Origin of the sequence: Massilia forsythiae (genome assembly GCF_012849555.1) — a bacterium.
GTDB classification, from domain to species: domain Bacteria; phylum Pseudomonadota; class Gammaproteobacteria; order Burkholderiales; family Burkholderiaceae_D; genus Telluria; species Telluria forsythiae.
Window position 1 is genome coordinate 15,130 of sequence record NZ_CP051686.1, and the last position, 26,006, is coordinate 41,135.

A 26,006-nucleotide genomic window follows, 5' to 3' on the forward strand; every position below is an offset into this window, starting at 1 on the left:
TCGCGCACATAGCTCACATGAACTGCACGGCAACCCTTCAACACCCGTGCGCCCCTTCCTAGAGGATGACTATGCTCTGTGCGGCGTAGCGGTTGCCATGATCTGGCTAAGACTGAGCTGCATAGGCACGACTAATTGTCTATCTTGTCAGACAGGCGCGTAATGTAAAATCCAACAGACTACAAGGAACGCCAAGTATTTCTTGACGAGAATAATTGATTTAAGGAAACTAAGTCATCTGTGCTGACCTGATTTTACTGCGCTCCGCTAATCAAACCCTTGAGATCCTATGTTGAAGTCACTTGTAAATTATACAAAACGAGTTGCAAGAATGACTGTATTGCTGGCAGACGGTACTGTACTTTGGCCTAGCTACAAAATGGGACTTCGCCCAAATCAACTCGTCGTACCCTCTTCGAGGGGCGGATTTGTCTTCTGTAACCAATTATAAATAATAACGTTACAAACTTGCGGTATTCTGAATAAATAGTACTTGTAGTACAAAAATGTTAATCTTAATGAAAGCCGGGATCCATACGCTAACCCTGGCTCCCAAATTATTTCAGCTTATTTGATTCGGAAATCATCGAGTTGTTTTCCACTTGCCAAGCCATCAGCCATCCACCGCGGCTGGCGGCCGCGGCCTGTCCAGGTCTGCGATGGATCTTCCGGATTTTCGTACTGAGGCTGTACCTTTTGATTACCTTCTTTTTTTGACTTCTTTGCTGGATTACCAAACAGAATTTCTAGAGAGACGCCAGCTTCCTTGGCAATTGCAAGGACTTGCTCACGCGCCTTTTGCACTCCTTGGTCTTGACGATCTTTTATCGCCTTTTCGATGTCATGCTGGAGCCCTTTGAGCTCGCTCAGGCTGTAACTTGACAAGTCGATGTTCGCCATCTATATACTCCTTTAGTTGTGCCTAGACTAGGTAGAATATTCTACTATGGAGTCTGCTAAAAGATACAGTAAAAATAAATTCAAATCATGCGTTAAGCCTGATTAAGCACGCCAACTGATTGGCGATCTCCATTCAATCATGAGTTCATTGAAGGAATAAGCCTGGTTACATTGCCATTATTGAGCATAAGGAAGAACCAAAGTGTGAGCTATACGCTCAGCAGCATCATGGTCAAGTACTACAACTGGCAATAGTATTTGGCCCTATGCGCGGCGACATTAGCCACTGATCTGCAGCGCTATTAACTTTGAAAAGATATGATAAATGTCCATGATACTGTTGACGAGCTCAAAGTTTTGATACTACGATCGTGCTGGGCTTTGTTGCACAAATCGGTCCATACAGCGGTCGAGCGTGGGCGCAGGGTAAACTGATGGCATGAGCGCCCCAGCAAAACCAAAGTACCGAACGACCAACTGGAAGGACTACAACACAGCGCTGAAGGCGCGCGGCTCCCTGCTGATCTGGCTCGACAAAGACATGCGTTGGAACGGAGATGCCACCGGCAAGCGGGGGCGCAGCCCGACATATAGTGACGCGTCGATTCAGTTCTGCCTGACGATCAAGGGGTTGTTCAATCTGCCTCTTCGTCAGGCGATGGGCATGGCGCAAAGTCTGCTCAAGCTCGCCGGCGTGGACTGGCAGGTGCCCGACTTCAGCACCGTCAGCCGGCGCCAAAAGCATCTTTCGGTGATGATCGAGGCGCAGCCGACGACAACGAGATTGCACCTGCTGGTCGACAGTACGGGCATCAAGATGCTGGGCGAAGGCGAATGGAAGACCAAAAAACATGGGGCCGACTACCGTCGTCAGTGGCGCAAGGTGCACCTTGGAATTGACGCGGCGACGCTGGAAATCCGGGCCATCGAAGTGACTGACAATGCCACAGGCGATGCACCGATACTACCGTGCCTGCTCGGCCAGATTCCCGCCGGCGAAACCATAGCGAGCGTCAGCGGCGATGGTGCCTACGACACCAAAGGCTGTCACGAGGCGATTGCGCAACGCGGTGCGCAGGCGATTATCCCTACTCGCAAAAACGCCAAGCCATGGAAGGATCAGTGCCCTGGTGCCAAAGCCCGCAATGCTATCCTGACAGCCACGCGCCGGCTTGGCAGGAAAATCTGGAAAAAGTGGAGCGGCTATCATCGGCGCAGCCTTGTGGAGACCAAGATGCGTTGCTTCAAGCTGCTCGGTGAACGTGTCATGGCGCGTGACTTCGACCGTCAAGTCGCCGAGCTCCAGGTCCGTGCCGCTATCCTCAATCGGTTCACCCGGTTGGGCACGCCTACTACTATGCCGGTGGCTATGCCGTAATTCCGCTTGGGGTTTGGGGAATTACGAACTAGGCCAATTTATGCAACAAAGCCGGTCTGATCCACCATTCGGACCGGGGCAGCCAAGGCGGATTCAACCGGTCGTCGCAACACTATATTGTTGTACAGATTTTAGGTACTCGTCCAGTGCTTCGGCCGGCGTCTTCCAACCAAGTGTTTTACGGGGCCTAGAATTGAGTGTATTGGCAATGGCGTGGAGTTCGCGGGCGCTCCACCGAGATAAATCAGTACCTTTTGGGAAGTACTGCCGCAAGAGGCCGTTCGTATTTTCGTTTGTGCCGCGTTGCCATGGACTGTGCGGATCGGCAAAGAAGACCTTTACCCCAGACTCGACCGTGAATCGCGCGTGATCAGACAGTTCTTTTCCACGATCCCAAGTCAATGACTGCCACAAAAGGGCCGGCATGTCAGCGACGGTATTACTGAGCGCGTTGGCCATTGTGACAGCTCCGTAGCCAGCTAGCGCAGGGCCATTCTTTGTCTTGGGTATCAAACCGTAGCCTTCCTCGCGAGGCAGATGGACAAGCATGGTAAATCGGCTTGATCGCTCGACCAGCGTTCCGATGGCCGACCGATTCAAACCGATGATCAGGTCGCCTTCCCAATGTCCCGGCACGGCACGATCTTGGACTTCTGCAGGCCGGTTGGAGATCATTACATCCTCGCTCACGTGTGCCCAGGCTTTGGCTTGTGCTCTCGTCCTCGGCATGCGTAATGCCCGCCCAGTGCGCAGACAACTAACCAGCTCGCGCTTAAGAGCTCCTCGGCCTTGGATATAGAGTGCTTGGTAGATGGCTTCGTGAGAGATGCGCATGGATTCGTCATCCGGAAAGTCAGTCCGCAGGCGGTTGGAAATCTGTTCAGGCGACCAACCAGTGACCCATTTACGGTCGCCGCGATGTGGCTTGTTTCTTCCTATGAACGGTGCCGATTCCGGCCCAGAAATGTCATGGCCATCAGCGTCGCGAACCTGTCCCTGCAAGCGGCCTTGAACATAGTCGTGCAACCGTTGATTCGTCACCAGTTTCGAAGGCTTGGGTCTTCTAGCAACGAGTTCGGCCTTCCACTGCGCAACCGAAGCTCGATACTCAAGTCGGCCGCAGCGTGTAGCAGCATTACGTCTTAGTTCTCGGGAGACCGTTGATGCACTGCGGCCGATCTGGCGAGCAATCTCTCGGATTCCGATACCTTGACACGAAAGAAGGCCAATCTCTTCTCGCTCTGTGAAAGACAGGTATCTTTTAGATATTGGACTCAACATGGAAAGTGGCATGCCGCCATTATGACGAAACCAGCGCGCCCCAACTGCCTGCGATACGCCAACCGCCTCAGCAGCCTTCTCAGTTGTAATACCCGTCGCTATTTGCTCCCAGAATCGCCGCTCGGTTTCTCGGCGATGCGACGGCGCCCCTGGTGAGCGCATTGCTCCTCGCCCTGTCAACTTGTGCATCCATCCTGCTGGTCGTCCCATAAACACCCTCTCGATAAAGGTGTTGCGACGACTGGTTGAATCCGCCTTGGCTGCCCCGGTCCGAATGGTGGATCAGACCCGGCACTGGGCGTTTGTTGGCAACAGCCCTCCACAGCGCTTGCGCCGTCAGATCCTGCGTCATGCGCTCGCTCATCGCGTAGCCGACAATCTCACAGGTGAAGACATCCTTCAGGCCAGCCAGATACAGCCAGCCTTCAGCGGTTGGAATGTAGGTGATATCCGTGACCCAGAGTTCGCCCGGCCGCGTTGGCGTGAACCGCTGTTCCAGCAGATTCTCGGCCACCGGAAGATCGTGCCTGGAGTTGGTCGTCGCCACGAATTTACGCCGCTGCTTGCAGCACAATTCGAGCTCCCTGCGCAGTCGTCCAATACGATCACGTCCGACGTCGTGGCCCTGCGCGGCCAGTTCTTGCTTGACGCGCCGCGTGCCATAGGTCTCGCGGCTTTGCCGGTGCGCAGCCGTGATCAACACTTTCAGTCGACCGTCTTCTTGCGCTCGTGCCGATGGCTTGGCGTCCAGCCAATCATAGAAACCACTGCGCGATACGCCCAAGACCTTGCACAGCATCGTTACGGGAAATTCGAGTCGCACCGTCTTTATCCACGCGTACCTGGCAGCGACTCCTGCGCAAAGTACGCTGCCGCTTTTTTTACGATATCTCGCTCCATTTTCGTCGCGGCCAGCTCCTTGCGCAGCCTCGCATTTTCAGCTTCCAGTTCGGCCACGGTACGGCTGCCGGGCGGCGTCACTTCTGATGGACCACGGCGGGCCGCTGCTACCCAATTAGCAAGCGTCCCCTTGGGAATGCTCACGCTGGCAGCTGCCTGTTCGATCGAAAGGCCCTGCGTCAAAACCAGCTTCACAGCTTCTTCGCGCAGCGCGGTGGAGTACGTCTTCTTCAATTTCTTCATAAAGGCTCCTGTCGGTGCAACTCTACCAAACAAGAGTGTCCGAAAATCTCAGGCTACCTCATACCTTGTCATTAAACGCCTTGCCCTGTTTTTGGACCTCCTGCTGATGCTTGTTTTTAGCGGCGCTGAAAAGTTTGACCATGATCCGGTCGTGCAAATCGATCAGCTCATCGATAACGGTGGCCATGCCCTCGATCACAAGGGCAACCAGGGTCGCGTAACGTCGCTCGTCCTCGAAATCACCCAGATCACGCGGCGTCATCTGGGCGCCTTCCCGCACCATCTTCAGGAGTCGGTTCTGGTGGATCTGGAGGCCGATCCCGTCCGGCAAAGCGAGCGACTGGAATATCTTGAGGCGTTCAATGTGCTCCCGCACATAGCGGGAATTCGGTCTCAACGGCGACTGGCGCAGCCATACCAGCCAGGTGACATTGGTATCCGGTGCGACGTTGAGCAGGTTGTCCAATCCGCGCAGATGGTGCGACTGCAGCGGTTCAAGCAGTTGCCGGTAGATGCGCCGGTTGGCGCGCGTCACCGCTTCCGCGCAGGCCCGTTCGATGACCAACATCGCTGGCAGAATAATGCGGCGCTGCCGTAATATGTCCAAAGCTTGCGCCGCGAGTACCAGCCCTTTGTCGGTCTGCATGGCGAGGTCACCTAGGCTATGGACCAGCGTGCGGAAGTCTGGCAGGCCAAATGCGGACAAACCGAGGTAGACGCGGAGTTCCTGAAGGTGCTCACGTCGCGTTTCATCGCGCGCGCCATACTTCGACCATACGGTGGCGTCGCTGCGTATCTGCCGAGCAATCCAGTCGATTACCGCGTTCGGCACCGGCATCTCGCTGGCCATGGCGTGTCCCGGGTAACGCAGCAGGCAAAGCTGAACAGCGAAGCCAAGACGGTTGGCGTCGCCGCGACGCTGCCGGATCAGGGATAAATCGGACTCGGTAAAGCTGTAGTGCCGAATCAGATCGTCTTCCCCTTCGGGCAAGGCCATCAGGTTGTCGCGCTCAGCGGCGGACAGAATGGAACGGCGGGGCATACGGGCTCCTGGACGATAGACGATTGCGCAAACGTTCGTTTGCGCAATCAAATGGCCGCAGTCGTTTTTACAAGGCGACTGCCCGAATGTCAGGAGTCACTTGCACCGACTGAAACATGTTTGGCCCGCACCCGCATGATGGACTGGCGAGTGGTACCAAAATCACGAGCGACCTTTGCAACGGAGTCCCCCGCTGCCAGGCGGCCGATTGCATCAACTTGCTGCGCCTTAGTCAGCGCTGACGGACGACCCAAAACTTTTCCTTCGGCACGTGCGCGTGCGATACCGGCCTGGGTGCGCTCGATCAACAGGTCGCGTTCGAATTCTGCAACCGCGCTAAGCACGCTCATAGTCATCTTGCCCGCTGCGCTTGTCAGATCTACACCGCCGAGCGCTAAGCAATGCACACGAACAGAATCTGCGGCCAGTTGCTCTACCGTGGCACGCACATCCATGGCGTTACGGCCCAACCGGTCTAGCTTCGTAACAATCAGCACATCTCCAGGCTCCAAGCGGTCAAGCAAACGAGCGAACTGCGGACGCTCAGCGGCGGCAACGCTTCCACTGATGCTCTCGCATACGATTCGCCGTTTATTTACGGCAAAGCCAGCCGACTCGATCTCCCGAATCTGGTTATCTGTGTTCTGGTCAACGGTGCTGACTCTTGCATAAATGAAAGTGCGGGACATACACGAAAACCGTACGAAATAGGAGTACTAATTGTACGGCATGTCCGATACCCTCATCATCTATTTTTCGTACACCAAAAAACGACCATGTATGTAACCGTTGTTTTCGTACTCAGTCGAATTAACTATATGATCGTCACTTGACGGAGGCCCGGCTGACTAAACGCCGGAGTCTGCAGTCTTGCCGAGGTGTACTGCGTGGTCGAAGGATCGCAATCGGCCGTGGCTGTGCAAAAACGCGAGATTCGCGCATTTTCACGGGCCTATTTACTGTTCCGACGTCGGGAAAACGCAGGAGCGGCCGTTTTAAGAGGTCGGGTCCGGCGCTGCGCCTCCCGGTTTGCGTTTTTTGCACAGCCTCGGCCAGCAGCGGACATAATTGGTCCATCACGTCTTACAACGAGCGACATGCCCATCTGCAGAATCATATAGGCGGACGCCGAGGTCGTTGGATTCGCCCTTCGCCGTCCGGCCGATTCGCTCATCCTTTCGCTCCCTCTACTAGTGACATGCATTAGTTCGACTTCTGGTGGCTTTGCCAGACCATGGAAGAAGTGGCTTCAGGAGCATGGACCGATTACCGGACAAAGCTTCCAGCCTTGGCGCTGCTTGTTACCAGTATGTCAATATCTATGCTGCGATCTAACGGCATTTAATTTGCGATTAAGTAGCAAAATAAATTACCTGTTTTGGAAATATTTGTTCAAAAACTATGCCATACTGCGACCATTGAGCTAACGAAAGGACTTCGCGATGAGACGTATCACCCTGCTTGCGACCATGTTCACCGTCTTGGCGTCTTCAACCATGGTTAGTGCAGCCCGTGCGACGAACGCCCAACTTAGCCAAGCGCCAGACCTAATGGTTGACTCACTCTTCGCCGCCTGGGATCGGCCAGGCATGCCAGGTGCGGTGGTCGAAGTGATCCGTGCCGGAAAAGTTGTGTTGAGCAAGGGCTACGGGTACGCCGATCTGGAGCACAATGTACCGATGACGCCAAGCGCAAGCTTCGCCATCGGTTCGAACTCCAAGCAGTTCACCGCGTTGTCGATCTACCTGCTGGCGCAAGACGGTAAACTGGCGTTGGACGATGACATCCGGAAGTACGTGCCGGAAGTGCCGGATTTTGGGAAAGCCATCACGATCCGCCAATTGCTGCACCATACGAGCGGCTTGCGTGACTACTTCGAGCTGATGTTTTTAAAGGGAGCGGGCACGGACGCGGTCATTACGCAGGAAGACGTACTCGCTCTGGTGAAACGTCAGCGCGCACTGAACTTCGCGCCTGGCCACGAATATGCCTATTCCAACACGGGCTATCTACTGCTGGGGCAGATCATCCAGCGCGTGTCCGGCATGCCGCTGGCCGAGTTCGCACGCGTGCGCATCTTCGATCCACTCGGGATGAAGCACACGCAATTCCAGAATGGCTGCGGTACGCTCGTGCCGCAGCGTGTGCTTTCCTATCTGCCGTCCGGGGCTGGCGGCTACGACAACGCGGCGGTCTGCGAGGCGGCCGATGGCGCAGGCGGCGTCGTCACAACAGCGGGCGATCTGGCCCTGTGGGACCGGAATTTCTATGACGGCCGGGTCGGCGGCATCGACCTACTCGCGCAAATGCAAGTGCCGGGCAAGCTCGGCAACGGCCAGTCTAACAACTACGCGTCGGCTCTGGTAATCGATGCCTATCGGGGCCGGCGCATCGTCAAGCATGGCGGTGATATCAGGGGCTTTCACACTCAGCTGACGCGTTTTCCCGACCAGCATTTCTCTGTCGTCGTGCTTGCTAATTCGTCGGATCTCGACAAAGACGAACTGGTGCGCAAAATTGCCGACATCTACCTGGACCACGTAGCACCTGCAGCGCCTGCCGCACCGATGTCGCCAGAAAGAAGGTTCAGGGAAGTCGCATTCGACCCGGCAGGCCTGGATGCGCTAGTCGGGTATTACGCGCTGCCGCCGCAGTCGGGCGTCGAAGGCGTCCATTTCACCAAGGAAAATGGATATCTGTGGGCACAAGGCACGGGCCAGGCCCGGATACGCGTCTTCGCTTATGGTGAGCGCAGCTTCTTTGCGAAGGCAATTAATGCCCAGTTCACCTTCGATGCGCCGGGGAAGGATGGCGTCGTCGCCGGTGGCGTCCTCCACCAGGGCGGAGTTGATATGCCCGTGAACCGCCCCGGCTTTCGTGGAGGCCGGTTAGTGTGAGTCAGGCCGGGACGGCTTGACTGCTCAGTTGCTTGTAATAGTTTGCCTCAGCTTCTGCTGGCGGTATATAGCCGAGTGGTTCGAGCAGCCGGTGGTGGTTAAACCAGGATACCCATTCCAGCGTGGCCAGTTCGACGGCTTCACGCGTTTTCCAGGGGGCGCGACGGTGGATCAGCTCGGCCTTGTAGAGCCCGTTGATGGTCTCGGCCAGGGCGTTGTCGTAACTGTCGCCCTTGCTTCCCACAGATGGCTCGATGCCGGCTTCTGCCAGGCGTTCGCTGTACTTTATCGACGCATATTGGGCGGATTCAACCGGTCGTCGCAACACTATATTGTTGTACAGATTTTAGGTACTCGTCCAGTGCTTCGGCCGGCGTCTTCCAACCAAGTGTTTTACGGGGCCTAGAATTGAGTGTATTGGCAATGGCGTGGAGTTCGCGGGCGCTCCACCGAGATAAATCAGTACCTTTTGGGAAGTACTGCCGCAAGAGGCCGTTCGTATTTTCGTTTGTGCCGCGTTGCCATGGACTGTGCGGATCGGCAAAGAAGACCTTTACCCCAGACTCGACCGTGAATCGCGCGTGATCAGACAGTTCTTTTCCACGATCCCAAGTCAATGACTGCCACAAAAGGGCCGGCATGTCAGCGACGGTATTACTGAGCGCGTTGGCCATTGTGACAGCTCCGTAGCCAGCTAGCGCAGGGCCATTCTTTGTCTTGGGTATCAAACCGTAGCCTTCCTCGCGAGGCAGATGGACAAGCATGGTAAATCGGCTTGATCGCTCGACCAGCGTTCCGATGGCCGACCGATTCAAACCGATGATCAGGTCGCCTTCCCAATGTCCCGGCACGGCACGATCTTGGACTTCTGCAGGCCGGTTGGAGATCATTACATCCTCGCTCACGTGTGCCCAGGCTTTGGCTTGTGCTCTCGTCCTCGGCATGCGTAATGCCCGCCCAGTGCGCAGACAACTAACCAGCTCGCGCTTAAGAGCTCCTCGGCCTTGGATATAGAGTGCTTGGTAGATGGCTTCGTGAGAGATGCGCATGGATTCGTCATCCGGAAAGTCAGTCCGCAGGCGGTTGGAAATCTGTTCAGGCGACCAACCAGTGACCCATTTACGGTCGCCGCGATGTGGCTTGTTTCTTCCTATGAACGGTGCCGATTCCGGCCCAGAAATGTCATGGCCATCAGCGTCGCGAACCTGTCCCTGCAAGCGGCCTTGAACATAGTCGTGCAACCGTTGATTCGTCACCAGTTTCGAAGGCTTGGGTCTTCTAGCAACGAGTTCGGCCTTCCACTGCGCAACCGAAGCTCGATACTCAAGTCGGCCGCAGCGTGTAGCAGCATTACGTCTTAGTTCTCGGGAGACCGTTGATGCACTGCGGCCGATCTGGCGAGCAATCTCTCGGATTCCGATACCTTGACACGAAAGAAGGCCAATCTCTTCTCGCTCTGTGAAAGACAGGTATCTTTTAGATATTGGACTCAACATGGAAAGTGGCATGCCGCCATTATGACGAAACCAGCGCGCCCCAACTGCCTGCGATACGCCAACCGCCTCAGCAGCCTTCTCAGTTGTAATACCCGTCGCTATTTGCTCCCAGAATCGCCGCTCGGTTTCTCGGCGATGCGACGGCGCCCCTGGTGAGCGCATTGCTCCTCGCCCTGTCAACTTGTGCATCCATCCTGCTGGTCGTCCCATAAACACCCTCTCGATAAAGGTGTTGCGACGACTGGTTGAATCCGCCTTGCGAGCCCCTGTCGCTGTGGTGGACCAGCTCGTTTCGTTCGGGCTGACGGGCGTACAGCGCCTGCTCCAGGGCGTCAAGCACGAAGTCGGTCCGCATCGAGCTGCTGACCCGCCAGCCGACGATGCGCCGGGCGAAGACGTCGATCACGAAAGCGACATAGACGAAGCCCTGCCAGGTCGAGACGTACGTAAAATCGCTGACCCACAGCTGGTTCGGCCGCTGCGCCTTGAACTGGCGGTCGACCCGATCAAGCGGACACGGCGCCTTCGCATCGGCAACCGTCGTGCGCACAACCTTGCCACGCATGACGCCACGCAGACCAGCCTTGCGCATCAGGCGCTCCACTGTGCAGCGGGCCACCTCGGTTCCCTCACGTCGCAGTTGACGCCACACTTTGTCGGCACCGTAGACCTGCAGGTTTGCTTGCCAGACCAGCTCAATATCGATGCTCAGCACATCGTCGCGCTGGACTCGTGCACAGCGCAACGCCGGATTGCGCTGCTGCGCTGCATAACGCCAGTAGCCCGACGGCGCGACCTGCATAACCTTGCAGATCGGCTCGACACCGTAGGCATGGCGGTACTGGTCGATAAATGCCCTCACGGCTTGAAGTGGCGGCCGAGCTCCGCCTGGGCGAAAAACGCACTCGCCAGACGCAGGATCTCGTTCGCCTTGCGCAGCTCGCGCACCTCTCGCTCCAACGCCTTGATGCGCTCCTCTTCGGCGGTGGTAGGGCCTGGGCGTTGGCCGGTATCACGCTCTTGCTGGCGCACCCAGAGACGCAGCGTTTCAGGTGTACAGCCGATCTTGGCTGCGATGGATTCGATCGCCGCCCACTGCGAGCTGTACTCGCTGGCGGCCTCACTGACCATGCGCACGGCGCGCTCGATGACTTCGGGGGAATACTTGGGTTGCTTCTTCATGACTCCATTCTCTCAAACAATGGAGCCTCTACAAAATCCGGGGCGGTTCACCCGCGCGCCGGGTGACGCGTCAAGTGCCCCCGGCGGAAGCGCTGGCCAAGTTCGAGGGCGCGTTTTACAGCGATGAGCTGCACGTGCTGTATATGGTCGCGTTAGGGAAGGACGGCTTGACGCTGACTTACCCGCGCGGCATGGTTCTCCTCGATGCGAAGGGAAAGGAAGAATTCAGCGCCAGTTTCCCGTTTGGGGGCGTCAGTCTCAAGTATCAATGCAGCCCGGAGTCCGGTTGCACTGGATTCTCACTTGGCGCCAGCCGGGCATGGAACCTGCAATTCACCCGTGTCGACCTCAGGCCAGCCAAGCCTCGTTGATACCGGCGTCAATCCTGCGCAAGCGGGATCTAAGGTTCCCACGTAAGTATCGTTTCCAGTTCGCCGGAATGACGGAAATTGAAACGATGCGGTTGAACTACAACCTAGTTCCACATCGCGCATTGCCGATAGGCTGGTAAGGGTGGGTTGAGGCCCTTGAGCGATGACCAAACAGAAGTGCACCGTTGTCCAAATCTGTGGAAATTCCGTCATGGGCGTGTTCCACTTCATGTGGCCCATAAGCCTCTGCGGCGTCGTAGAAGGTGACACCCCGGTCGAAGGCGTTCCGGATGATGTCGAGCATTTCGGGACGGCTGGGTACCGTTGTCTGATAGGTGCGGCTCATGTTCTGGACCCCGAGACCGACACTGGATACTTCCAGTCGGCCGAGCTTTCGACGTCCGATCGGCGCCGACGACCCAGGCGAGACGGCGCCCGTTTTGCCCTGTGACGTTTGCCCGGCCGCGTGAGCGGCAAGCGGTGTCGCAGCCAAGGCGCCCGATGTAATCAAAAACCCGCGGCGCCTTGCTAGCAAATCCTTCTGTTTTTCCATCTGAGATTCTCCTGTCATGTGAATCGGTGTCGTTGGTATTCAATCCTGGAGCCGGGCCGAAGACGCATCACGACGTGCGCGTATCGGCAGTCTTTTTCCCTGCAGTGGCAGCAGCGACGAGTAGCGCGACGACAACCATGGTGGCGGCGCACGCCATGGCGTTCCCGATCCTATGGGTGAGCAGTACCTTGCCCGCCAGCGTATCGGCGCCGAGTACCGAAACCGCGATCTGCACGCCCAATCCGAGCGACATGCCAAGCTGGTGCGCTGCGTTGACAAGGCCGGAAGCGGCCCCTGCATCCTTCGGCGCCACGTTGGCGATACCTGAGGAGGTTAGCGGACCCAGCGTGCCGCCTTGTCCTAAGCCGATCAATAACATCGGTATGGCTAGGCCGGTGAGATAGCGTGTCTCTACCGACACGTTGGCGAGGCATGCAAGGCCGAGGAATCCGATGAGCATGCTGCCGAGCATGACGTTGCGGCCGCCGAACCTGGCGATCATGCGGGGAGCGGCGAGCGCGGCGAGAAAGTTCACGATCATCGCCGGCAGAAAGGCCATGCCGGTTCGGGCCGGGCTGTAACCCAATACCCCTTGCATGAACTGGGTGGAAAAGAAGAAGAAACCGACGTTCGCGCCGAGGAACAGCATCCGGACGACGTATGCTCCCGATCGTTCGCGGCTGGCGAAGAGGCGTAGCGGCATGATCGGTTGTTTGGCCCGCCATTCAGTCAAGACAAAGATGGCGAGCAGAACGACACCGAACAGCACGGGCAGCACCGTAGACAGATCCAACCATCCGGTAGCCGCGGAATGGACGATACCGAATACGAGCGCAGTCATGCCCAGGGTCGACGTGACTGCGCCAGCAAGGTCGAAGACGCCAGTGTGTAGTTCGGTCTCATCGATGTTGCGCAGGGCGGCCACGATGAGGCCAATACCAATCGGCACGTTGATGAAGAATCCGACGCGCCAGGACAACCAATCAGCGAGAAATCCGCCCAGCACGAGGCCTATGCTCGCCGAAATACCCGCAGCCGACGCATAGTAAGCGACCGCCCGCGTACGCTCGGGACCCGCCGGGAAGTTGGTTTGCAACAGTGCCAGCGTGGAAGGTGCGAGGATCGCGGAGCCGAACCCTTGGACGGCACGTGCGCCGATCAGCATGACAGGAGTGGTCGCTATGCCGATCAGGAGCGAGGACACCACAAATACAGCCAAGCCAACGATGAACAAGCGGCGTCGGCCAAGGATGTCGCCAGCACGGGCTCCCAGCAGCAGGAAACCTCCGAAAACCAGCGTATATGCATTCGATACCCAAGAGAGGCCCGCATCGGTAAAGCCGAGCTCGGCGTGAATTTTGGGCAAGCCGGCAATGACGACCGACGTGTCAAGAACGATCATCATGTAGCTGATCATGATGATCGCGAGGATGGCACTCCGATTTACTGGGCGCATACTGGTACAGGAAGGAGTTGTTTGGTGCTGCAAGCTGGTGCCAGTGGCGTGGACGGTCATGGTGTGCTGTTCGATAGCGAATGATGGGACAACTATAGGGAAACCTTTGAACATTGATTAGAGTGGAAAATCCGTATGTCTTCATAACCTGTGCTAATCAATCGGCTCATACGCGACGTTTGTTCGTATGCAGTTATTAAGATCTGAGGTGTACTGTCAATAGTGGACACTCTTGTTTCAAGCTGCCTGCTGTTGCCTGCTGAATTCCTCAGCAAATGCAGCCGGCGGAATGTAGCCGAGGCGCGAGTGGCGCCGTTGGCGGTTGTAGAAGCTCTCGATGTATTCCTGTATAGCGGCCTGTGCATCGGCCCGAGTGGCGTAACGCTGATGGTGTATCAGCTCGTTTTTGAGGCTCCCCCAGAAGCTTTCCATCGGGGCGTTGTCATAGCAGTTTCCCCGACGAGACATGGATGCTTGCATGCCAAATTGTTTAACCAGTTCTTGGTAATCATGAGCGCAATACTGGCTGCCGCGGTCAGAGTGATGAATCCAGTCCGGACCTGTCAGAAATTCTGTGTGCGGGGCCAGAATTCGTAGTTAGATAATTGCGTTCGTGAAGCGCTCGCCGAACATGATGGCGAACTGGTTGGCAGCCTGCTTCCAGGTACGCTGCGGCATCTTCCAATCTTTCTCGATATTGCGCAAGGCCAGGAATAACAATTTGTTCGCGGCCTCGTCACTCGGGAAGTGGCCGCGATTCTTGACGATCTTCCGAAGGCGCATATGCAGGCTTTCGATGGCGTTGGTCGTGTAGATGATCGTGCGTACTTCCGGCGGGTAGGCGAAGAAGGGAATCACCTGCTGCCATTGGCGACGCCACATGGCGGCCACGGTGGGGAACTTCGTACCCCATGGGCCTGCTGCAAACGCATCCAGCGCCGCTTCAGCCAGATCGGCATTGGCAGCGTGGTAGATCGGCTTGAGCGCTGCTGCCAACTCCTTACGGTCCTTCCACGCCGCAAGCGTCGTCGAATTGCGGATCAGGTGCACAATGCAGGTCTGGATTTGCGCCTGCGGATAAACGGCTTCAATGGCTTCCGGGAAGCCGCGCAGGCCGTCGACGGCGATCAGGATATCGTCCAGTCCACGGTTCTTGAGTTCATTGAAAACCTTCAGCCAGAACTTGGCGCCTTCGGTTTGTTCGATCCACAGGCCCAGTACTTCCTTGCAGCCATCGGCACGAATGCCCAGGGCCAGGTACACGGCCTTGTTCTTGACCGTGCCTTCGTCCCGGATCTTCAGGCGCAACGCGTCGAAATACACGATCGGATACATCGCTTCGAGCGGCCGTTGCTGCCACTGCGCGACCTCTTCGAGCACCTCGTCGGTGATGGTCGAAATCAGGTCCGGCGATACCTCGGTGCCATACAACTCCAGCAAGTGCGCCTGGATCTCGCGCACGCTCATCCCGCGCGCGTACATGCTGATCACATGATCATCAAAACCGGACATTCGGCGCTGATGTTTGGCCACCAACTTGGGCTCGAAGCTCGACAGGCGATCGCGTGGAATGTCCAGATTGAGCTCGCCGCCTGGCGTCAGCACTTTCTTCGGGCTGCTGCCGTTGCGGTGGTTTTTGCTGCCTTGCTCTTCGTTGGCCAGATGGTGACTCAGCTCGGCCGACAGCATGCGCTCTGCCAGCATTTTCTTGAGTTGCCCGGCCAGGCCGGATTCGCCAAGGATCGACTCGGCGTCCTTGTTCTCAACCTGAGCCAGCAACTGGTCGATCAGCTCGACGGGAAACGGGTACGCAGCTTTTTGTTTCTTGGGCTTCTTGGTGGTCATCACTTCGGTCATGGAACAGTCCTTTCGGCATTATTTCATGACCCCGCTTCACACAGAAATTCTGACAGGCTCGAGTCGCCGCCGGCGAGTCAAAAGCGGCCGTGGCTCGCGATCTCGGTATCAGTAGGGAAACCCTTTACCAATACCTGAAAACAGAATAACCGCATGCCCCGTCGTTCCATCCTATCCGCCACCGAGCTTGACAACCTCCTGACCTTACCCACCGCCAAAGACGACCTGATCCGATACTACGAATTCAGCGAATCCGATCTGTCTGTTATCCGGCAGCGGCGTGGCCCTGCCAATCGCCTCGGCTTCGCGGTACAACTCTGCTATCTTCGCTTTCCTGGCGTCATCCTCGCTGCCGACCAGGCACCGTTTCCGGCTCTGCTCAAATTCGTTGCCGAACAATTGAAGGTACCGGCCGAGTGCTGGACGCAGTACGGCCAGCGCGACCAGACGCGGCGCGAGCACCTTGTTGAACTGCAGAGCGTTTTCGGATACCAGCTCTTTACGATGGGCCACTATCGGCAGTCCGTGCACACCTTGACCGAGATCGCCAAGCAGACCGACAAAGGCGTCATGCTGGCCAACACCCTCATCGAGAATCTGCGACAGCAATCAGTGATCCTGCCCGCGCTGGGTGCGATCGAGCGAATCTGTGCGGAAGCGATCACGATGGCTAGCCGGCACATCTACGCCACGCTGTGTGAGCCTCTATCGTCTCTGCACCGCCGACGGCTGGACGACTTGCTCAATCGGCGGGGCAACGGCAAGACAACGTGGCTGGCTTGGCTGCGCCAGTCGCCGGCCAAGCCGAATTCACGCCACATGCTGGAACACATCGAGCGCCTGAAGGTCTGGCAGGCGATTGGTCTACCTGAGGGGATCGATGTCCTGGTTCACCAAAACCGTCTACTCAAGATTGCCCGGGAGCGCGGTCAGATGACGCCGGCCGACTTGGCGAAGTTCGAACCTCAGCGGCGCTACGCCACGCTGGCCGCATTGGCGATCGAGGGCACGGCAACAGTGATTGATGAAATCATCGACCTACACGACCGCATCCTCGGCAAACTGTTCAACGCGGCCAAGAACAAGCATCAGCAGCAGTTCCAGGCGTCCGGCAAGGCTATCAACGACAAGCTGAAACTGTACGGCCGCATCGGTCAGGCCCTACTGGAAGCCAAGCAATCGGGCGCAGACCCGTTCGCCGCCATCGAAGGGGTGATCTCCTGGAATGCGTTCGCCGAAAGCGTCAGTGAGGCGCAAAAGCTCGCCCAGCCTGGCGATTTCGATTTCCTGCACCGGGTTGGCGAGAGCTACGCGACCTTGCGCCGCTACGCGCCCGCATTCCTCGATGTGCTCAAGCTGCGCGCGGCGCCGGCCGCCCGTGATGTGCTTGCTGCAATCGACGTGCTGCGAACCATGAACGCCGACAATGCCCGCAAGCTGCCGGCAGAGGCGCCGACTGACTTCATCAAAAGACGGTGGGAAAAGCTGGTCATGACCGACGCAGGCCTCGATCGTCGCTACTACGAGCTGTGCGCGTTGTCAGAGCTGAAGAACGCGCTGCGCTCGGGAGACGTCTGGGTACAGGGATCGCGCCAATTCAAGGATTTCGAGGACTACCTGGTACCGATCGACAGGTTCGCGGCGTTGAAGATCGCGGGCGATCTGCCGCTGTCTGTGGCCACGGACTGCGACCGCTACCTGCATGACCGGATCGGCATGCTGGAACAACAGTTGGCCGCGGTCAACAGGATGGCCTTGGCCAATGACTTGCCGGATGCGGTACTCACGGAATCGGGCTTGAAGATTACGCCGCTCGACGCGGTAGCGCCTGACGGCGCTCAGATCCTGGTCGACCAGACCGCGGCCATCCTCCCACACATCAAGATCACAGAGCTGCTGTTGGAAGTGGACGAATGGACCGGGTTCACTCGACACTTCATGCATCTGAAGTCCGGTGACATGGCCAAGGACAAGAATTTGCTGCTCACGACGATCCTTGCCGACGCGATCAACCTGGGCCTGACCAAGATGGCCGAGTCGTGCCCTGGCACGACATACCCGAAGCTGGCGTGGCTGCAGGCCTGGCACATCCGCGACGACACCTATTCCGCTGCGCTGGCCGAGCTGGTCAATGCACAGTCCCGGCATCCCCTCGCGGAACACTGGGGTGACGGCACCACGTCATCCTCGGACGGCCAGCGCTTCAAGGCTGGCGACAAGGCCGAGAGCAGTGGCCACATCAACCCGAAATACGGCAGTGAGCCGGGGCGGCTGTTCTATACCCACATTTCGGACCAGTACGCGCCGTTTCATACCAAGGTTGTCAACGTCGGCGTGCGCGACTCGACCTATGTGCTCGACGGCCTTCTGTACCACGAGTCCGATTTACGGATCGAGGAACACTACACTGACACGGCCGGCTTTACTAATCACGTTTTTGCGTTGATGCACCTGCTCGGGTTCAGGTTCGCGCCGCGCATCCGCGACCTGGGCGATACCAAGCTCTACCTCCCGAGGAACGATGTCAGCTATGACGGACTCAAGTCGATGATCGGCGGGACGCTGAACACCAAGCACGTTAGCGCTCACTGGGATGAGATTTTAAGGCTGGCCACGTCGATTAAGCAGGGGACGGTCACGGCGTCCTTGATGCTGAGGAAGCTAGGCAGTTATCCGCGTCAGAATGGCCTGGCCGTCGCGTTGCGCGAGCTGGGACGGATCGAGAGAACGCTGTTCATCCTCGACTGGCTGCAGAGCGTCGAGCTACGGCGCCGCGTGCACGCAGGGCTCAACAAGGGCGAAGCGCGCAACGCCCTGGCGCGTGCCGTGTTTTTCAATCGCCTTGGCGAGATCCGCGATCGGGGTTTCGAGCAGCAGCGTTACCGAGCGAGCGGCCTCAATCTGGTGACGGCCGCGATCGTACTCTGGAATACCGTATACCTTGAGCGGGCCACGAATGCGCTGCGTGGACACGGCCAGAGCGTTGATACCGGCCTGTTGCAGTACCTGTCGCCGCTTGGCTGGGAACATATCAATCTGACAGGCGATTACGTGTGGCGTAGCAGTGCGAAGGTAGGTGCCGGCAGTTCAGACCACTCAGACCGCGCCAAACGGCTTAGCGTGCTTTATTTTCCGTTTTCTGAGGCGACCCCAACAATGCCAATGCTGGGCTTCAAGTCATTTCTCGCAGCCTGCAGTGTGCTCGCTGGTGTCGAGCTCATGCACATAATTGCAAGGGTCAGTTTGCGATCGACGGCGTCGGCACGTCGGTTGTCGACCAATTCTAAGCCTGGGGGACTGGTCCGTCCGACATGAGCCGGAACTATGCTCGATGCGGAAAAATCCGCTTATCACTCAACAATGCGACAGAACCGACGTCGGCGACGGGCGTCGCCAGCGAGCCACATCGAGCAAATCAAGGCTGGTCGAGGTGGCAAGCCGAGAAATGCGTGGGCGCTATCTCGCGAAGCGCCGGCACCTGTTCGAGACAACGCGCATGGGCATGCCGGCAGCGCGGCGCGAAGGCGCACCCTTCCCGACTTGCCTCCGCCACGCCCGCTATGGCCGGGTTTGCCGTCCCGGAACGCGTCGCTATGCGCTCCGGCAGCGAATCGAGCAATAACTGAGTGTAGGGATGCCTTCCATGCTCGATCAACAGAGCAACCGATCCCGTCTCAACGACGCGGCCACGATACATGATCAGGACGCGATCGCATAAATGACGCACGACACGGACGTCGTGACTGATGAAGAAATAGCCCAATCCGAGTTGGCGACGCAGTCCTTGGAACAGGTTCAGGATTTGTGCCTGCACCGACACGTCCAGCGCGGCCACGGCCTCGTCGCAGATGAGCAGGTCCGGCCCGAGCGCGAGCGCCCGCGCGATCGCCACGCGCGCGCGCTGCCCGCCCGATAACTGATGCGGGTAGGCCGAAATCGCGGCACGCGGGAGGCCGACCGCGTCCAGGTACTGCTCGACGAACGCGCGGCGGTTTGCCGGCAGCGCCAAGCGATGCGCCAGCGCGGCCTCGCCGATAAGGTCTAGCACGCGCATGCGGGGGTTCAGCGACGCATGGGTATCCTGGAAAATCATCTGCATTCCCAAGGGCCGCATTTGCCCGGGTTGGAGCGCCAGCCCTTTCCAGGTGCGGCTGCCGGACGAAGCCTGGAGCATCCCGATCGCCACCCGCGCCAGGGTGGACTTACCGCTGCCGGATTCGCCGACCAAGCCGACCGCCTCGCCGGCGTGGATGGACAAGGACACGCCGTCCAGCGCCGGCGGCGCCACGGCCTGCGCGCGCCCCAGCCAGGCCGCCATGCGCCCAGGCGGGCGCCCACCGAAGGATTTCCGGATGTCGCGCAGTTCCAGGAGCGGACTGCTCGTTTCGCACGGGTTCACGCGGCCTCTTGGACGGAAAGCGGATGGAAGCAGCGCACCGCGTGGCCGTGCCATGCGCTCGTGCCGGGCACCGCGTTGCACCGCTCGGAAGCGTAGTCGCAACGCGTACGAAATCCGCAGCCGGACGGTATCTCGTGCGCCAGCGGCATGCGGCCGCGAATCTGCAGCAGGTCCAGGCCATGGCGTTGCCTGCTTGGCATACAGGCAAGCAAGGCGACGGTGTAGGGATGGCGCGGCTGTCCCAGCACTTGCGCCGCCGTGCCGTTTTCGACCAGGCGTCCGGCATACATGACGCCGATCTTGTCGGCGATCGCCGCCACCAGCTCCAGGTCGTGCGATACCCAGATCAGGGCGGTGCCGTCTTCCCGGCACAGGCGTCGCACCTCGGCGACGATATGGGCTTGCGTGGTTGCGTCCAGCGCCGTGGTCGGCTCGTCGCAGATGATCAGGTCCGGCTTGTTGATCAAGGCCAGCGCAATCGCGACGCGCTGGCGCATGCCGCCAGACAGTTGATGAGGGTACTCTTTGAGGCGCCGGCCGGGATCTGGCAGACCGACGCGGGCAAGCGCCTCGGCAGCCATCCGCAATGACTCCGTCCGTCCCACCCGCGCGTGGGCTTGGACCGCCTCGACCATCTGGGTGTCGATCCGCAACACCGGATTGAGCGTCATCATCGGATCCTGGAACACCATCGCAATGCGGTTGCCGCGCATCTCGCGCATGCGTGCGGGCGCCAGCGCGAGCAGGTCACGTCCGCCCAGCACGGCGGCGCCGGACACCTCATGGCCGTCCACGCCCACCAGTCCCATCAAGGCATAGCCGGTCATCGATTTGCCGGAGCCCGATTCGCCGACGATCCCCATGCACTGGCCGCGCCCGACCTCGAACGAGACCCGGTCGACGACCGTCACTTTGCCCGCTCGGCCCGGCAGGCGGACCGACAGGTCGGTCACGGCCAGCACGCTCCCGCTCACGTCCGCGTCACCTGCCACGCTGGCCTCGCGCGCGCGGGTCGAACAGGTCGTGCACGTGATCGGCCACCAGGTGGATGGAGACGATCAGCAGCAGCAGCGCCAAGCCGGGGAAATAAGATATCCAATAACTGCCCGACAACAAATATTCGAAGCCATTCGCGATCAGCAGCCCGAGTGACGGTTCCGTGACGGGCATGCCCACGCCGAGGAAGGACAATGTGGCTTCGAGCGATATCGCGGACGCCATCTGCACCGTCGCCACCACGATTATCGGCGGTAGGCAGTTCGGCAGCAGATGACGGAACAGGATGCGCCAGTGCGGCAGTCCAAGGACGGCGGCGGCATGCATGTAGTCCTTGGCGCACTCGCCAAGCGCTACCCCGCGGATGGTGCGCGCATAATAGGCCCACTGGACTGTAGCCAGCGCCAGCACGATGCGGCCGGCTCCCGGTCCCCCTAGGGCAAGCAACACCAACGCCACCAGGATCGGCGGAAACGACAACTGCAGGTCGGCGATACGCATCACCAAGCCACCCCATGCGCCCTTGCCGTAGCCCGCCAGCAGGCCCAATGGCAAGCCGACCAGCAGGGCCAGGGCTGTACTGGCCGTCCCCACGAACAAGGAAATGCGCAACCCGTACAGGATCGCCGACAGCATGTCGCGTCCCTGCCCGTCCGTGCCCAGCATGAATCGCTGCCCATCCGCGCCGAGCGCCCCCGCCGCCACGCGCGCGTTCATGAGGTCGAGCTGAGCCAAGTCGTACGGATTCTGCGAGGCGAGCCATGGCGCTCCCAGTGCCGCAACGACCAGCAACGCCAGCAGCAGCACGCCGGCGCCGCCGCGCATGCCCACGCCAGCTTGCCGCAACGCGTGCCAGCCAAAGCGCGACAGCGCGCCCAGTTTATGCGGCGCGGGAAGGGGCGGCAGGATTTTCATGGGACGGTCGAGCGCATGCGAATGCGGGGATCGAGTATTGAGTAAGCAATCTCGATCAGCAGGTTGATGACAATGAAAAGCGCCAGAATGAACATCAGGTAGGCAACCACCACGGGCCGGTCGAGTATGCGGATCGAATCGATGATAAGCTTTCCCATTCCCGGCCAGGAAAACACCGATTCCGTGACGATAGCGAAGGCCACTAGCGAGCCGAACTGCAGGCCGATCACGGTTAGAACCGGGTTCATGATGTTCTTGAGGGCGTGCACGCCAACGACACGCCGCTCACGCAAGCCCTTGGCGCGAGCGAAGCGAATATAGTCGAGCGGCAGTACCTCACGGGTCGTGGCCCGCACTAGGCGGATCACCAGCGCCACGTTGAACAAGGCCAGGTTCGCAGCCGGCAACGCCAGGTGCCGCAGGCCATCGAGGGTGACGAAGCTGAACGGCACCCCGAACAACGCGCGCGTGGCACCCCGCCCGCTTGCCGGCAGCCATCCGAGCCAGACCGACAGCACCATGATCAGCATCAGCCCGACCCAGAACGTCGGCAGCGAGTTGCCCAGCACCGCCACCAGCGAGATTACGCGGTCGGGCCAGCGATTGGCGTGTAGGCCGGCGTACATTCCCAGCGGAATCCCGATCGCCAGCGCCAACAGCATCGCCGACAGTGCCAGTTCGAGGGTGGCCGGCAGGCGCTCCAGTATCAACTGCAACGCCGGGATGCCGTATACGAAGGAACGCCCGAGATCGCCCCTGAACAGATTGTGCAGGAAGCGCAGGTATTGCGCCGGCAGCGGCTGGTCGAGTCCCATTTCCGCCGCAATGCGGGCCCGTTCGAGCTGAGTCGCGTCGGGCGGCGCCAGCAATGCCACTGGATCGCCGATCGCATACAGCGCCACGAATACTATCAGCGACAGCGTGACGATCATGAACGCGCTCAGCACCAGCCGGCGCACGAGGAAGGCAAGCAAGATGGTTTTTCAGCGACGGGGCCGCTCAGTCGGCGGTGAATTCGTGGGCATGGGTACGTTCGTCGGTTCGCGGTACATAATGGATTCCCTTTTTCATCGCCCACGTGGCCACTTGCAGGTGGATCGGTACCAACGCCGCATCCTGGGTCACCAGTGCGGTCGCCTGTTGCAGCAGCGTGCTGCGCTGCCGGTCGTCGCCCGTCGTCAAAGCCTGCTTGAGCAGCGCGTCGACGCGGGGGTTGCAGTAGTTTAGCCAGTTGAAGGGGCCGAAGCCGGTCGCCGCATCCGGGCAGGCAGCCAATGCCCGCAAGGGCGACGAGGCTTCGCCGGTCTGGGCACCCCAGCCGAGCAGTCCGAACGAAAAATCACCCTTGCTGCCGCGCGCGGAGTAGACCGACATCGGCATGCTTTCCACGCGCGCAGCAATGCTGACCCGGCCGAGCATCTGGGCAATCGCCTGCGCCACCTTGTCGTCGTTGACGTAGCGGTTGTTGGGAGTATGCAGCGTGATGCCGAATCCATCCGGGTAGCCGGCCTGCGCCAACAGTCGCTTCGACAGCGCCGGATTGTAGGCCGGCACCGGCAGCGCCGGGTCATAGCCGAACAGCTTGGACGGCACCAGGTTACCGGTGGGCTGTCCCAGCCCGTCCATGATCTTATCGCTGATGGCCTGGCGGTCGATCGCATGTGAGATCGCCTCGCGCACTCGCCTGTCCTTGAGCGGGTTGGCGGCCAGGGGCTTGCCCGCCTTGTCGGTCACGTATGGCGAGCGGTCGCGCGCGGCGTCCAGGTAAAGGAAGATCAGGCGGTACGACACCTTGCTCGCCAGCGTGAGGTTCGGCTGCGTGCGCAAGCGCGCCAAGTCGGCTGGCGGTACGTTGTCCAGGGCCTGCACGTCGCCCGCCAGTAGCGCGGCCAGGCGCGCCGCGTTGTTCGGGATAAAGCGCAAGGTCACCTTGCTCCACGCCGGACGCGGTCCCCAATAAGCGTCGAAACGGGCCAGCTCGACGCGATCGTCGCGCACGAAGCGTTCGAACTTGTACGGACCGGTGCCGACTAGCCCTTTCCCGTTCGAAAAATCCTCACTCGCCAGGCCGTTGGTCGCGCGTTTCGACAGGATTGCGATGGCGGCAAGGTCCGACAACAAAAGCGGATAAGGCTGCCCGGTGGTCAGCTGGATCGTATGCGTGCCGACCGCGCGGGCGCTGACGATAGCCTTGGTATAGACCGCGAAGTTACCGGGACTGCCGACGATCGTGGCGGGCCGCTGCAGCGACCACAACACGTCTTCCGTCGTCAGCAGGCTGCCATCGTGAAAGCGCACGTCAGGCCGCAATTCGAATTCCCAGGTCAGCTTGTCGACCATTTTCCACGACTTCGCCAGCCCGGGCACCGGCTGAACATCCGGATTCATCTTGACCAGTGATTCGAAGATATGTTCGGCCAGGTTCAGGTTGGGCGAAATATTGTAAAAGTGCGGGTCGAGCGAGGTCGGCGCAGCGCTCAGCGCGAGCTTCAGTTCGCCCTGCTGGGCCATGGCGGGTGGCCCCAACGCGATCGCGCAGGCGATCGACACGGCGCGCAAGGCGTGAAATAAACGATGGTATCTAGTCATGCTTTCTGCTCAAGGCTCTCCGTTGCGGCCGAACGCGAGAAAACCGGGACGTACGCTTAACCGTTCGTAATAGTCGGCCACGGCCGGGTACACCGGCCGCTCCATCGGGGTCAACATCCAACGGTTGACGGACAGGCCGAGCACCACGTCGGCAAGGGAAAACCGGTCGCCGGCGACGTAGCGGCTGGTCGCCAGTTGCTGGTCGAGGAGCCCGATGTGCAGGTTCCAGTTGGCGACGCTGGCCTGGATCTGGTCCGGATCCCGGTACGCCGGGCTGGCGCGCACCAGTCCCATGAAGGCGTAGCGCCAGGCATTGTTCAGATCGGTGGCTTGCCAGTCCATCCATTGCTCGACACGCGCCTGCGCCTGTGGTTCGGCCGGCAGCAAACGCCCATCGCCGGCCTTGTTGCACAGATAGCGGCAGATCGAATTCGACTCCCACAGCACGAAATCGCCGTCGACAATCACCGGCACCTGTGCGTTCGGATTGAGTGCGAGGAAGCTGGCCTGCGAGGTGGACTGGAAGCCGGCGCCCCAATCTTCGCGGTCGAACGCGATGTCCAGTTCCGCGCAAGTCCACAACACTTTGCGGACATTGATCGACGTGGCTTTCCCTAAGATTTTCAGCATGAGCGCTCTGGTTAAGAATGACGAGGTGCGGACCGTGATGGCCGGATTGCTGCATGTTACATACGAGCATCAACCTTGTGCAAGATCAAGCCGGGAATAACGCGTCGCAAACTGTTATTTTTGCCAACCATGACAGTTGCGTGGGTGTCCGTACGCATTTCCCGCCCACGTGGCTCACGGCTGGGGCGCGGCCGAATAGCCCGGCGCCAGCGCGGCCAGTACCATACCGTCCCGCACCGTCAGCCGGACCCGGGTACCCGGCAGCGCGTGCGCCGCGGCGGCGTCGGGTGCAGGTCCAATGTCGATGCGGCCGGCGTCGACGTCGATCGCGCTTACCAGCGCCTCCCCAAAGTCGACGAACCTGCGCACGACGCGGTAGACCGCCTTGTAGTAGGCTTCCTTCGCCGCGAACAGCGCGGTCGCTGCCACGTTCGGGTCCGGGCATGCCGCCACCAGCCCGGCTTCATCCTCGCACATGCACAAGCGCTGGATGTCGCGCCGGGTGCGGTCGTCGACGATGTGTTCGGCATCGATACCGATGTCGTAGCGTCCCTGGCGCGCGGCGACGACGGCGAACGCCCGGTTGCCGGTGTGCGAGATGGAACCGCTGAAGCCCTCAGGCCACAGTGCCTCACCCCCGTCCCCTCGTCCGACACCGCCGTCCAGGCGCAGTCCGCAGGCCGCTAGCGCGCGCTCGGCGCACAGCCGTCCTGCGAGATAGGACAGCTGGCGGGGCCGTACGGCGTTGACCGGCATGCCGGGCAGGCCGTCGAGCGGCGTACCGGCCAGGATACAGTCCAGGTGGTCAAGCGCGAGCCCGGCCTGCGCCGTGGCGACGTCAAGACGGAAACACGAGTCGATCGCCGCTTCCGGCAGGCAGCGCGCGACGCGCGGCAGGCGAGCGGCCAGCCAGGTGCTCAA

The 26,006-nt window shown here is 59.6% G+C and carries 16 protein-coding genes, 8 pseudogenes and 1 other annotated feature; of the genes and pseudogenes, 5 read left to right on the forward strand and 19 right to left on the reverse strand.

Annotation, left to right across the window (positions count from 1 at the left end; genetic code table 11):
- Positions 1–567: 567 nt before the first annotated feature.
- On the reverse strand, positions 568–900 hold the full coding sequence (locus tag HH212_RS26415; RefSeq protein WP_170205727.1) for an H-NS histone family protein: 333 nt from the start codon (positions 898–900) through the stop codon (positions 568–570).
- 439 nt (positions 901–1,339) lie between these two features.
- Here HH212_RS26415 and HH212_RS26420 point away from each other — a divergent pair, with 439 nt between their 5' ends.
- Positions 1,340–2,278, forward strand: coding sequence for an IS5 family transposase (locus HH212_RS26420; protein ID WP_170205728.1), 939 nt, complete (start codon positions 1,340–1,342; stop codon positions 2,276–2,278).
- Positions 2,279–2,371: 93 nt separating this feature from the next.
- Here HH212_RS26420 and HH212_RS26425 read toward each other — a convergent pair whose 3' ends face one another.
- The 4 genes and pseudogenes from HH212_RS26425 to HH212_RS26445 form a co-directional block, all read right to left on the reverse strand.
- Complete coding sequence (locus HH212_RS26425) at positions 2,372–3,748, reverse strand: IS30 family transposase (RefSeq protein WP_170203843.1); 1,377 nt, start codon at positions 3,746–3,748, stop codon at positions 2,372–2,374.
- A 67-nt stretch (positions 3,749–3,815) separates the two neighbouring features.
- Positions 3,816–4,702 (reverse strand): annotated as a pseudogene (locus HH212_RS27580) (IS3 family transposase); the annotation flags it as partial.
- A 61-nt stretch (positions 4,703–4,763) separates the two neighbouring features.
- A pseudogene (locus tag HH212_RS26440) lies at positions 4,764–5,744 on the reverse strand (DUF4158 domain-containing protein); the annotation flags it as partial.
- A gap of 89 nt (positions 5,745–5,833) precedes the next feature.
- Positions 5,834–6,433, reverse strand: coding sequence for a recombinase family protein (locus HH212_RS26445; RefSeq protein WP_170205731.1), 600 nt, complete (start codon positions 6,431–6,433; stop codon positions 5,834–5,836).
- Between the two features lie 753 nt (positions 6,434–7,186).
- On the opposite strand from HH212_RS26445, the gene HH212_RS26450 reads away from it, so the two are divergent.
- Positions 7,187–8,641, forward strand: coding sequence for a serine hydrolase domain-containing protein (locus HH212_RS26450; protein ID WP_170205732.1), 1,455 nt, complete (start codon positions 7,187–7,189; stop codon positions 8,639–8,641).
- A 1-nt stretch (position 8,642) separates the two neighbouring features.
- Here HH212_RS26450 and HH212_RS26455 read toward each other — a convergent pair.
- From HH212_RS26455 to HH212_RS26465, 3 genes and pseudogenes are all read right to left on the reverse strand, one after another.
- A pseudogene (locus tag HH212_RS26455) lies at positions 8,643–8,945 on the reverse strand (integrase core domain-containing protein); the annotation flags it as partial.
- 4 nt (positions 8,946–8,949) lie between these two features.
- Positions 8,950–10,326 carry an IS30 family transposase gene (locus HH212_RS26460; RefSeq protein WP_170203843.1) on the reverse strand — a complete coding sequence of 459 codons (1,377 nt, stop codon included), beginning with the start codon at positions 10,324–10,326 and terminating at the stop codon, positions 8,950–8,952.
- Positions 10,327–10,389: 63 nt separating this feature from the next.
- Positions 10,390–11,319 (reverse strand): annotated as a pseudogene (locus tag HH212_RS26465) (IS3 family transposase); the annotation flags it as partial.
- Positions 10,925–11,041, reverse strand: a sequence feature (AL1L pseudoknot). (Overlaps the previous pseudogene by 117 nt.)
- Positions 11,320–11,381: 62 nt before the next feature.
- On the opposite strand from HH212_RS26465, the gene HH212_RS26470 reads away from it, so the two are divergent.
- Positions 11,382–11,690, forward strand: a complete 309-nt coding sequence (locus tag HH212_RS26470) for a hypothetical protein (protein ID WP_170205733.1) — start codon at positions 11,382–11,384, stop codon at positions 11,688–11,690.
- A 220-nt stretch (positions 11,691–11,910) separates the two neighbouring features.
- Here HH212_RS26470 and HH212_RS26475 read toward each other — a convergent pair.
- From HH212_RS26475 to HH212_RS26490, 4 genes and pseudogenes are all read right to left on the reverse strand, one after another.
- Positions 11,911–12,243 (reverse strand): annotated as a pseudogene (locus HH212_RS26475) (hypothetical protein); the annotation flags it as partial.
- 67 nt (positions 12,244–12,310) lie between these two features.
- Complete coding sequence (locus tag HH212_RS26480; protein WP_229217791.1) at positions 12,311–13,660, reverse strand: MFS transporter; 1,350 nt, start codon at positions 13,658–13,660, stop codon at positions 12,311–12,313.
- 276 nt (positions 13,661–13,936) lie between these two features.
- A pseudogene (locus HH212_RS26485) lies at positions 13,937–14,248 on the reverse strand (integrase core domain-containing protein); the annotation flags it as partial.
- A 48-nt stretch (positions 14,249–14,296) separates the two neighbouring features.
- On the reverse strand, positions 14,297–15,544 hold the full coding sequence (locus tag HH212_RS26490) for an IS256 family transposase (protein WP_170205777.1): 1,248 nt from the start codon (positions 15,542–15,544) through the stop codon (positions 14,297–14,299).
- Between the two features lie 71 nt (positions 15,545–15,615).
- Between HH212_RS26490 and HH212_RS26495 the strand changes: the two are divergent.
- Both HH212_RS26495 and HH212_RS26500 read left to right on the forward strand, forming a co-directional pair.
- Positions 15,616–15,705 (forward strand): annotated as a pseudogene (locus HH212_RS26495) (helix-turn-helix domain-containing protein); the annotation flags it as partial.
- Between the two features lie 4 nt (positions 15,706–15,709).
- Positions 15,710–18,675: pseudogene (locus HH212_RS26500) on the forward strand (Tn3 family transposase).
- Positions 18,676–18,971: 296 nt separating this feature from the next.
- Here HH212_RS26500 and HH212_RS26505 read toward each other — a convergent pair.
- From HH212_RS26505 to HH212_RS26535, 7 genes are all read right to left on the reverse strand, one after another.
- Positions 18,972–19,874, reverse strand: a complete 903-nt coding sequence (locus tag HH212_RS26505; protein WP_229217792.1) for an oligopeptide/dipeptide ABC transporter ATP-binding protein — start codon at positions 19,872–19,874, stop codon at positions 18,972–18,974.
- 77 nt (positions 19,875–19,951) lie between these two features.
- Positions 19,952–20,929 (reverse strand): ABC transporter ATP-binding protein, encoded by a 978-nt coding sequence (locus HH212_RS26510; RefSeq protein ID WP_170205735.1) that lies wholly within the window; start codon positions 20,927–20,929, stop codon positions 19,952–19,954.
- 7 nt (positions 20,930–20,936) lie between these two features.
- On the reverse strand, positions 20,937–21,776 hold the full coding sequence (locus HH212_RS26515; RefSeq protein ID WP_229217796.1) for an ABC transporter permease: 840 nt from the start codon (positions 21,774–21,776) through the stop codon (positions 20,937–20,939).
- A gap of 86 nt (positions 21,777–21,862) precedes the next feature.
- Positions 21,863–22,840 (reverse strand): ABC transporter permease, encoded by a 978-nt coding sequence (locus HH212_RS26520; protein ID WP_170205737.1) that lies wholly within the window; start codon positions 22,838–22,840, stop codon positions 21,863–21,865.
- A 25-nt stretch (positions 22,841–22,865) separates the two neighbouring features.
- The gene (locus HH212_RS26525; RefSeq protein ID WP_170205738.1) at positions 22,866–24,455 is read right to left on the reverse strand and encodes an ABC transporter substrate-binding protein; all 1,590 of its coding nucleotides are present in this window, start codon (positions 24,453–24,455) and stop codon (positions 22,866–22,868) included.
- A 9-nt stretch (positions 24,456–24,464) separates the two neighbouring features.
- Entirely contained in the window at positions 24,465–25,085 is a 621-nt protein-coding gene (locus HH212_RS26530) for a glutathione S-transferase family protein (protein WP_170205739.1), read from the reverse strand.
- Positions 25,086–25,259: 174 nt separating this feature from the next.
- Complete coding sequence (locus tag HH212_RS26535) at positions 25,260–26,006, reverse strand: 4'-phosphopantetheinyl transferase family protein (RefSeq protein ID WP_170205740.1); 747 nt, start codon at positions 26,004–26,006, stop codon at positions 25,260–25,262.

Coding starts and splice junctions, on each gene's coding strand:
- HH212_RS26415 (WP_170205727.1), bottom strand. CDS start 900: ATGGCGAACATCGACTTGTCAAGTTACAGCCTGAGCGAGCTCAAAGGG.
- HH212_RS26420 (WP_170205728.1), top strand. CDS start 1,340: ATGAGCGCCCCAGCAAAACCAAAGTACCGAACGACCAACTGGAAGGAC.
- HH212_RS26425 (WP_170203843.1), bottom strand. CDS start 3,748: ATGCACAAGTTGACAGGGCGAGGAGCAATGCGCTCACCAGGGGCGCCG.
- HH212_RS26445 (WP_170205731.1), bottom strand. CDS start 6,433: ATGTCCCGCACTTTCATTTATGCAAGAGTCAGCACCGTTGACCAGAAC.
- HH212_RS26450 (WP_170205732.1), top strand. CDS start 7,187: ATGAGACGTATCACCCTGCTTGCGACCATGTTCACCGTCTTGGCGTCT.
- HH212_RS26460 (WP_170203843.1), bottom strand. CDS start 10,326: ATGCACAAGTTGACAGGGCGAGGAGCAATGCGCTCACCAGGGGCGCCG.
- HH212_RS26480 (WP_229217791.1), bottom strand. CDS start 13,660: ATGATCAGCTACATGATGATCGTTCTTGACACGTCGGTCGTCATTGCC.
- HH212_RS26490 (WP_170205777.1), bottom strand. CDS start 15,544: ATGACCACCAAGAAGCCCAAGAAACAAAAAGCTGCGTACCCGTTTCCC.
- HH212_RS26505 (WP_229217792.1), bottom strand. CDS start 19,874: ATGGCGGCCTGGCTGGGGCGCGCGCAGGCCGTGGCGCCGCCGGCGCTG.
- HH212_RS26515 (WP_229217796.1), bottom strand. CDS start 21,776: ATGCGCGGCGGCGCCGGCGTGCTGCTGCTGGCGTTGCTGGTCGTTGCG.
- HH212_RS26525 (WP_170205738.1), bottom strand. CDS start 24,455: ATGACTAGATACCATCGTTTATTTCACGCCTTGCGCGCCGTGTCGATC.
- HH212_RS26530 (WP_170205739.1), bottom strand. CDS start 25,085: ATGCTGAAAATCTTAGGGAAAGCCACGTCGATCAATGTCCGCAAAGTG.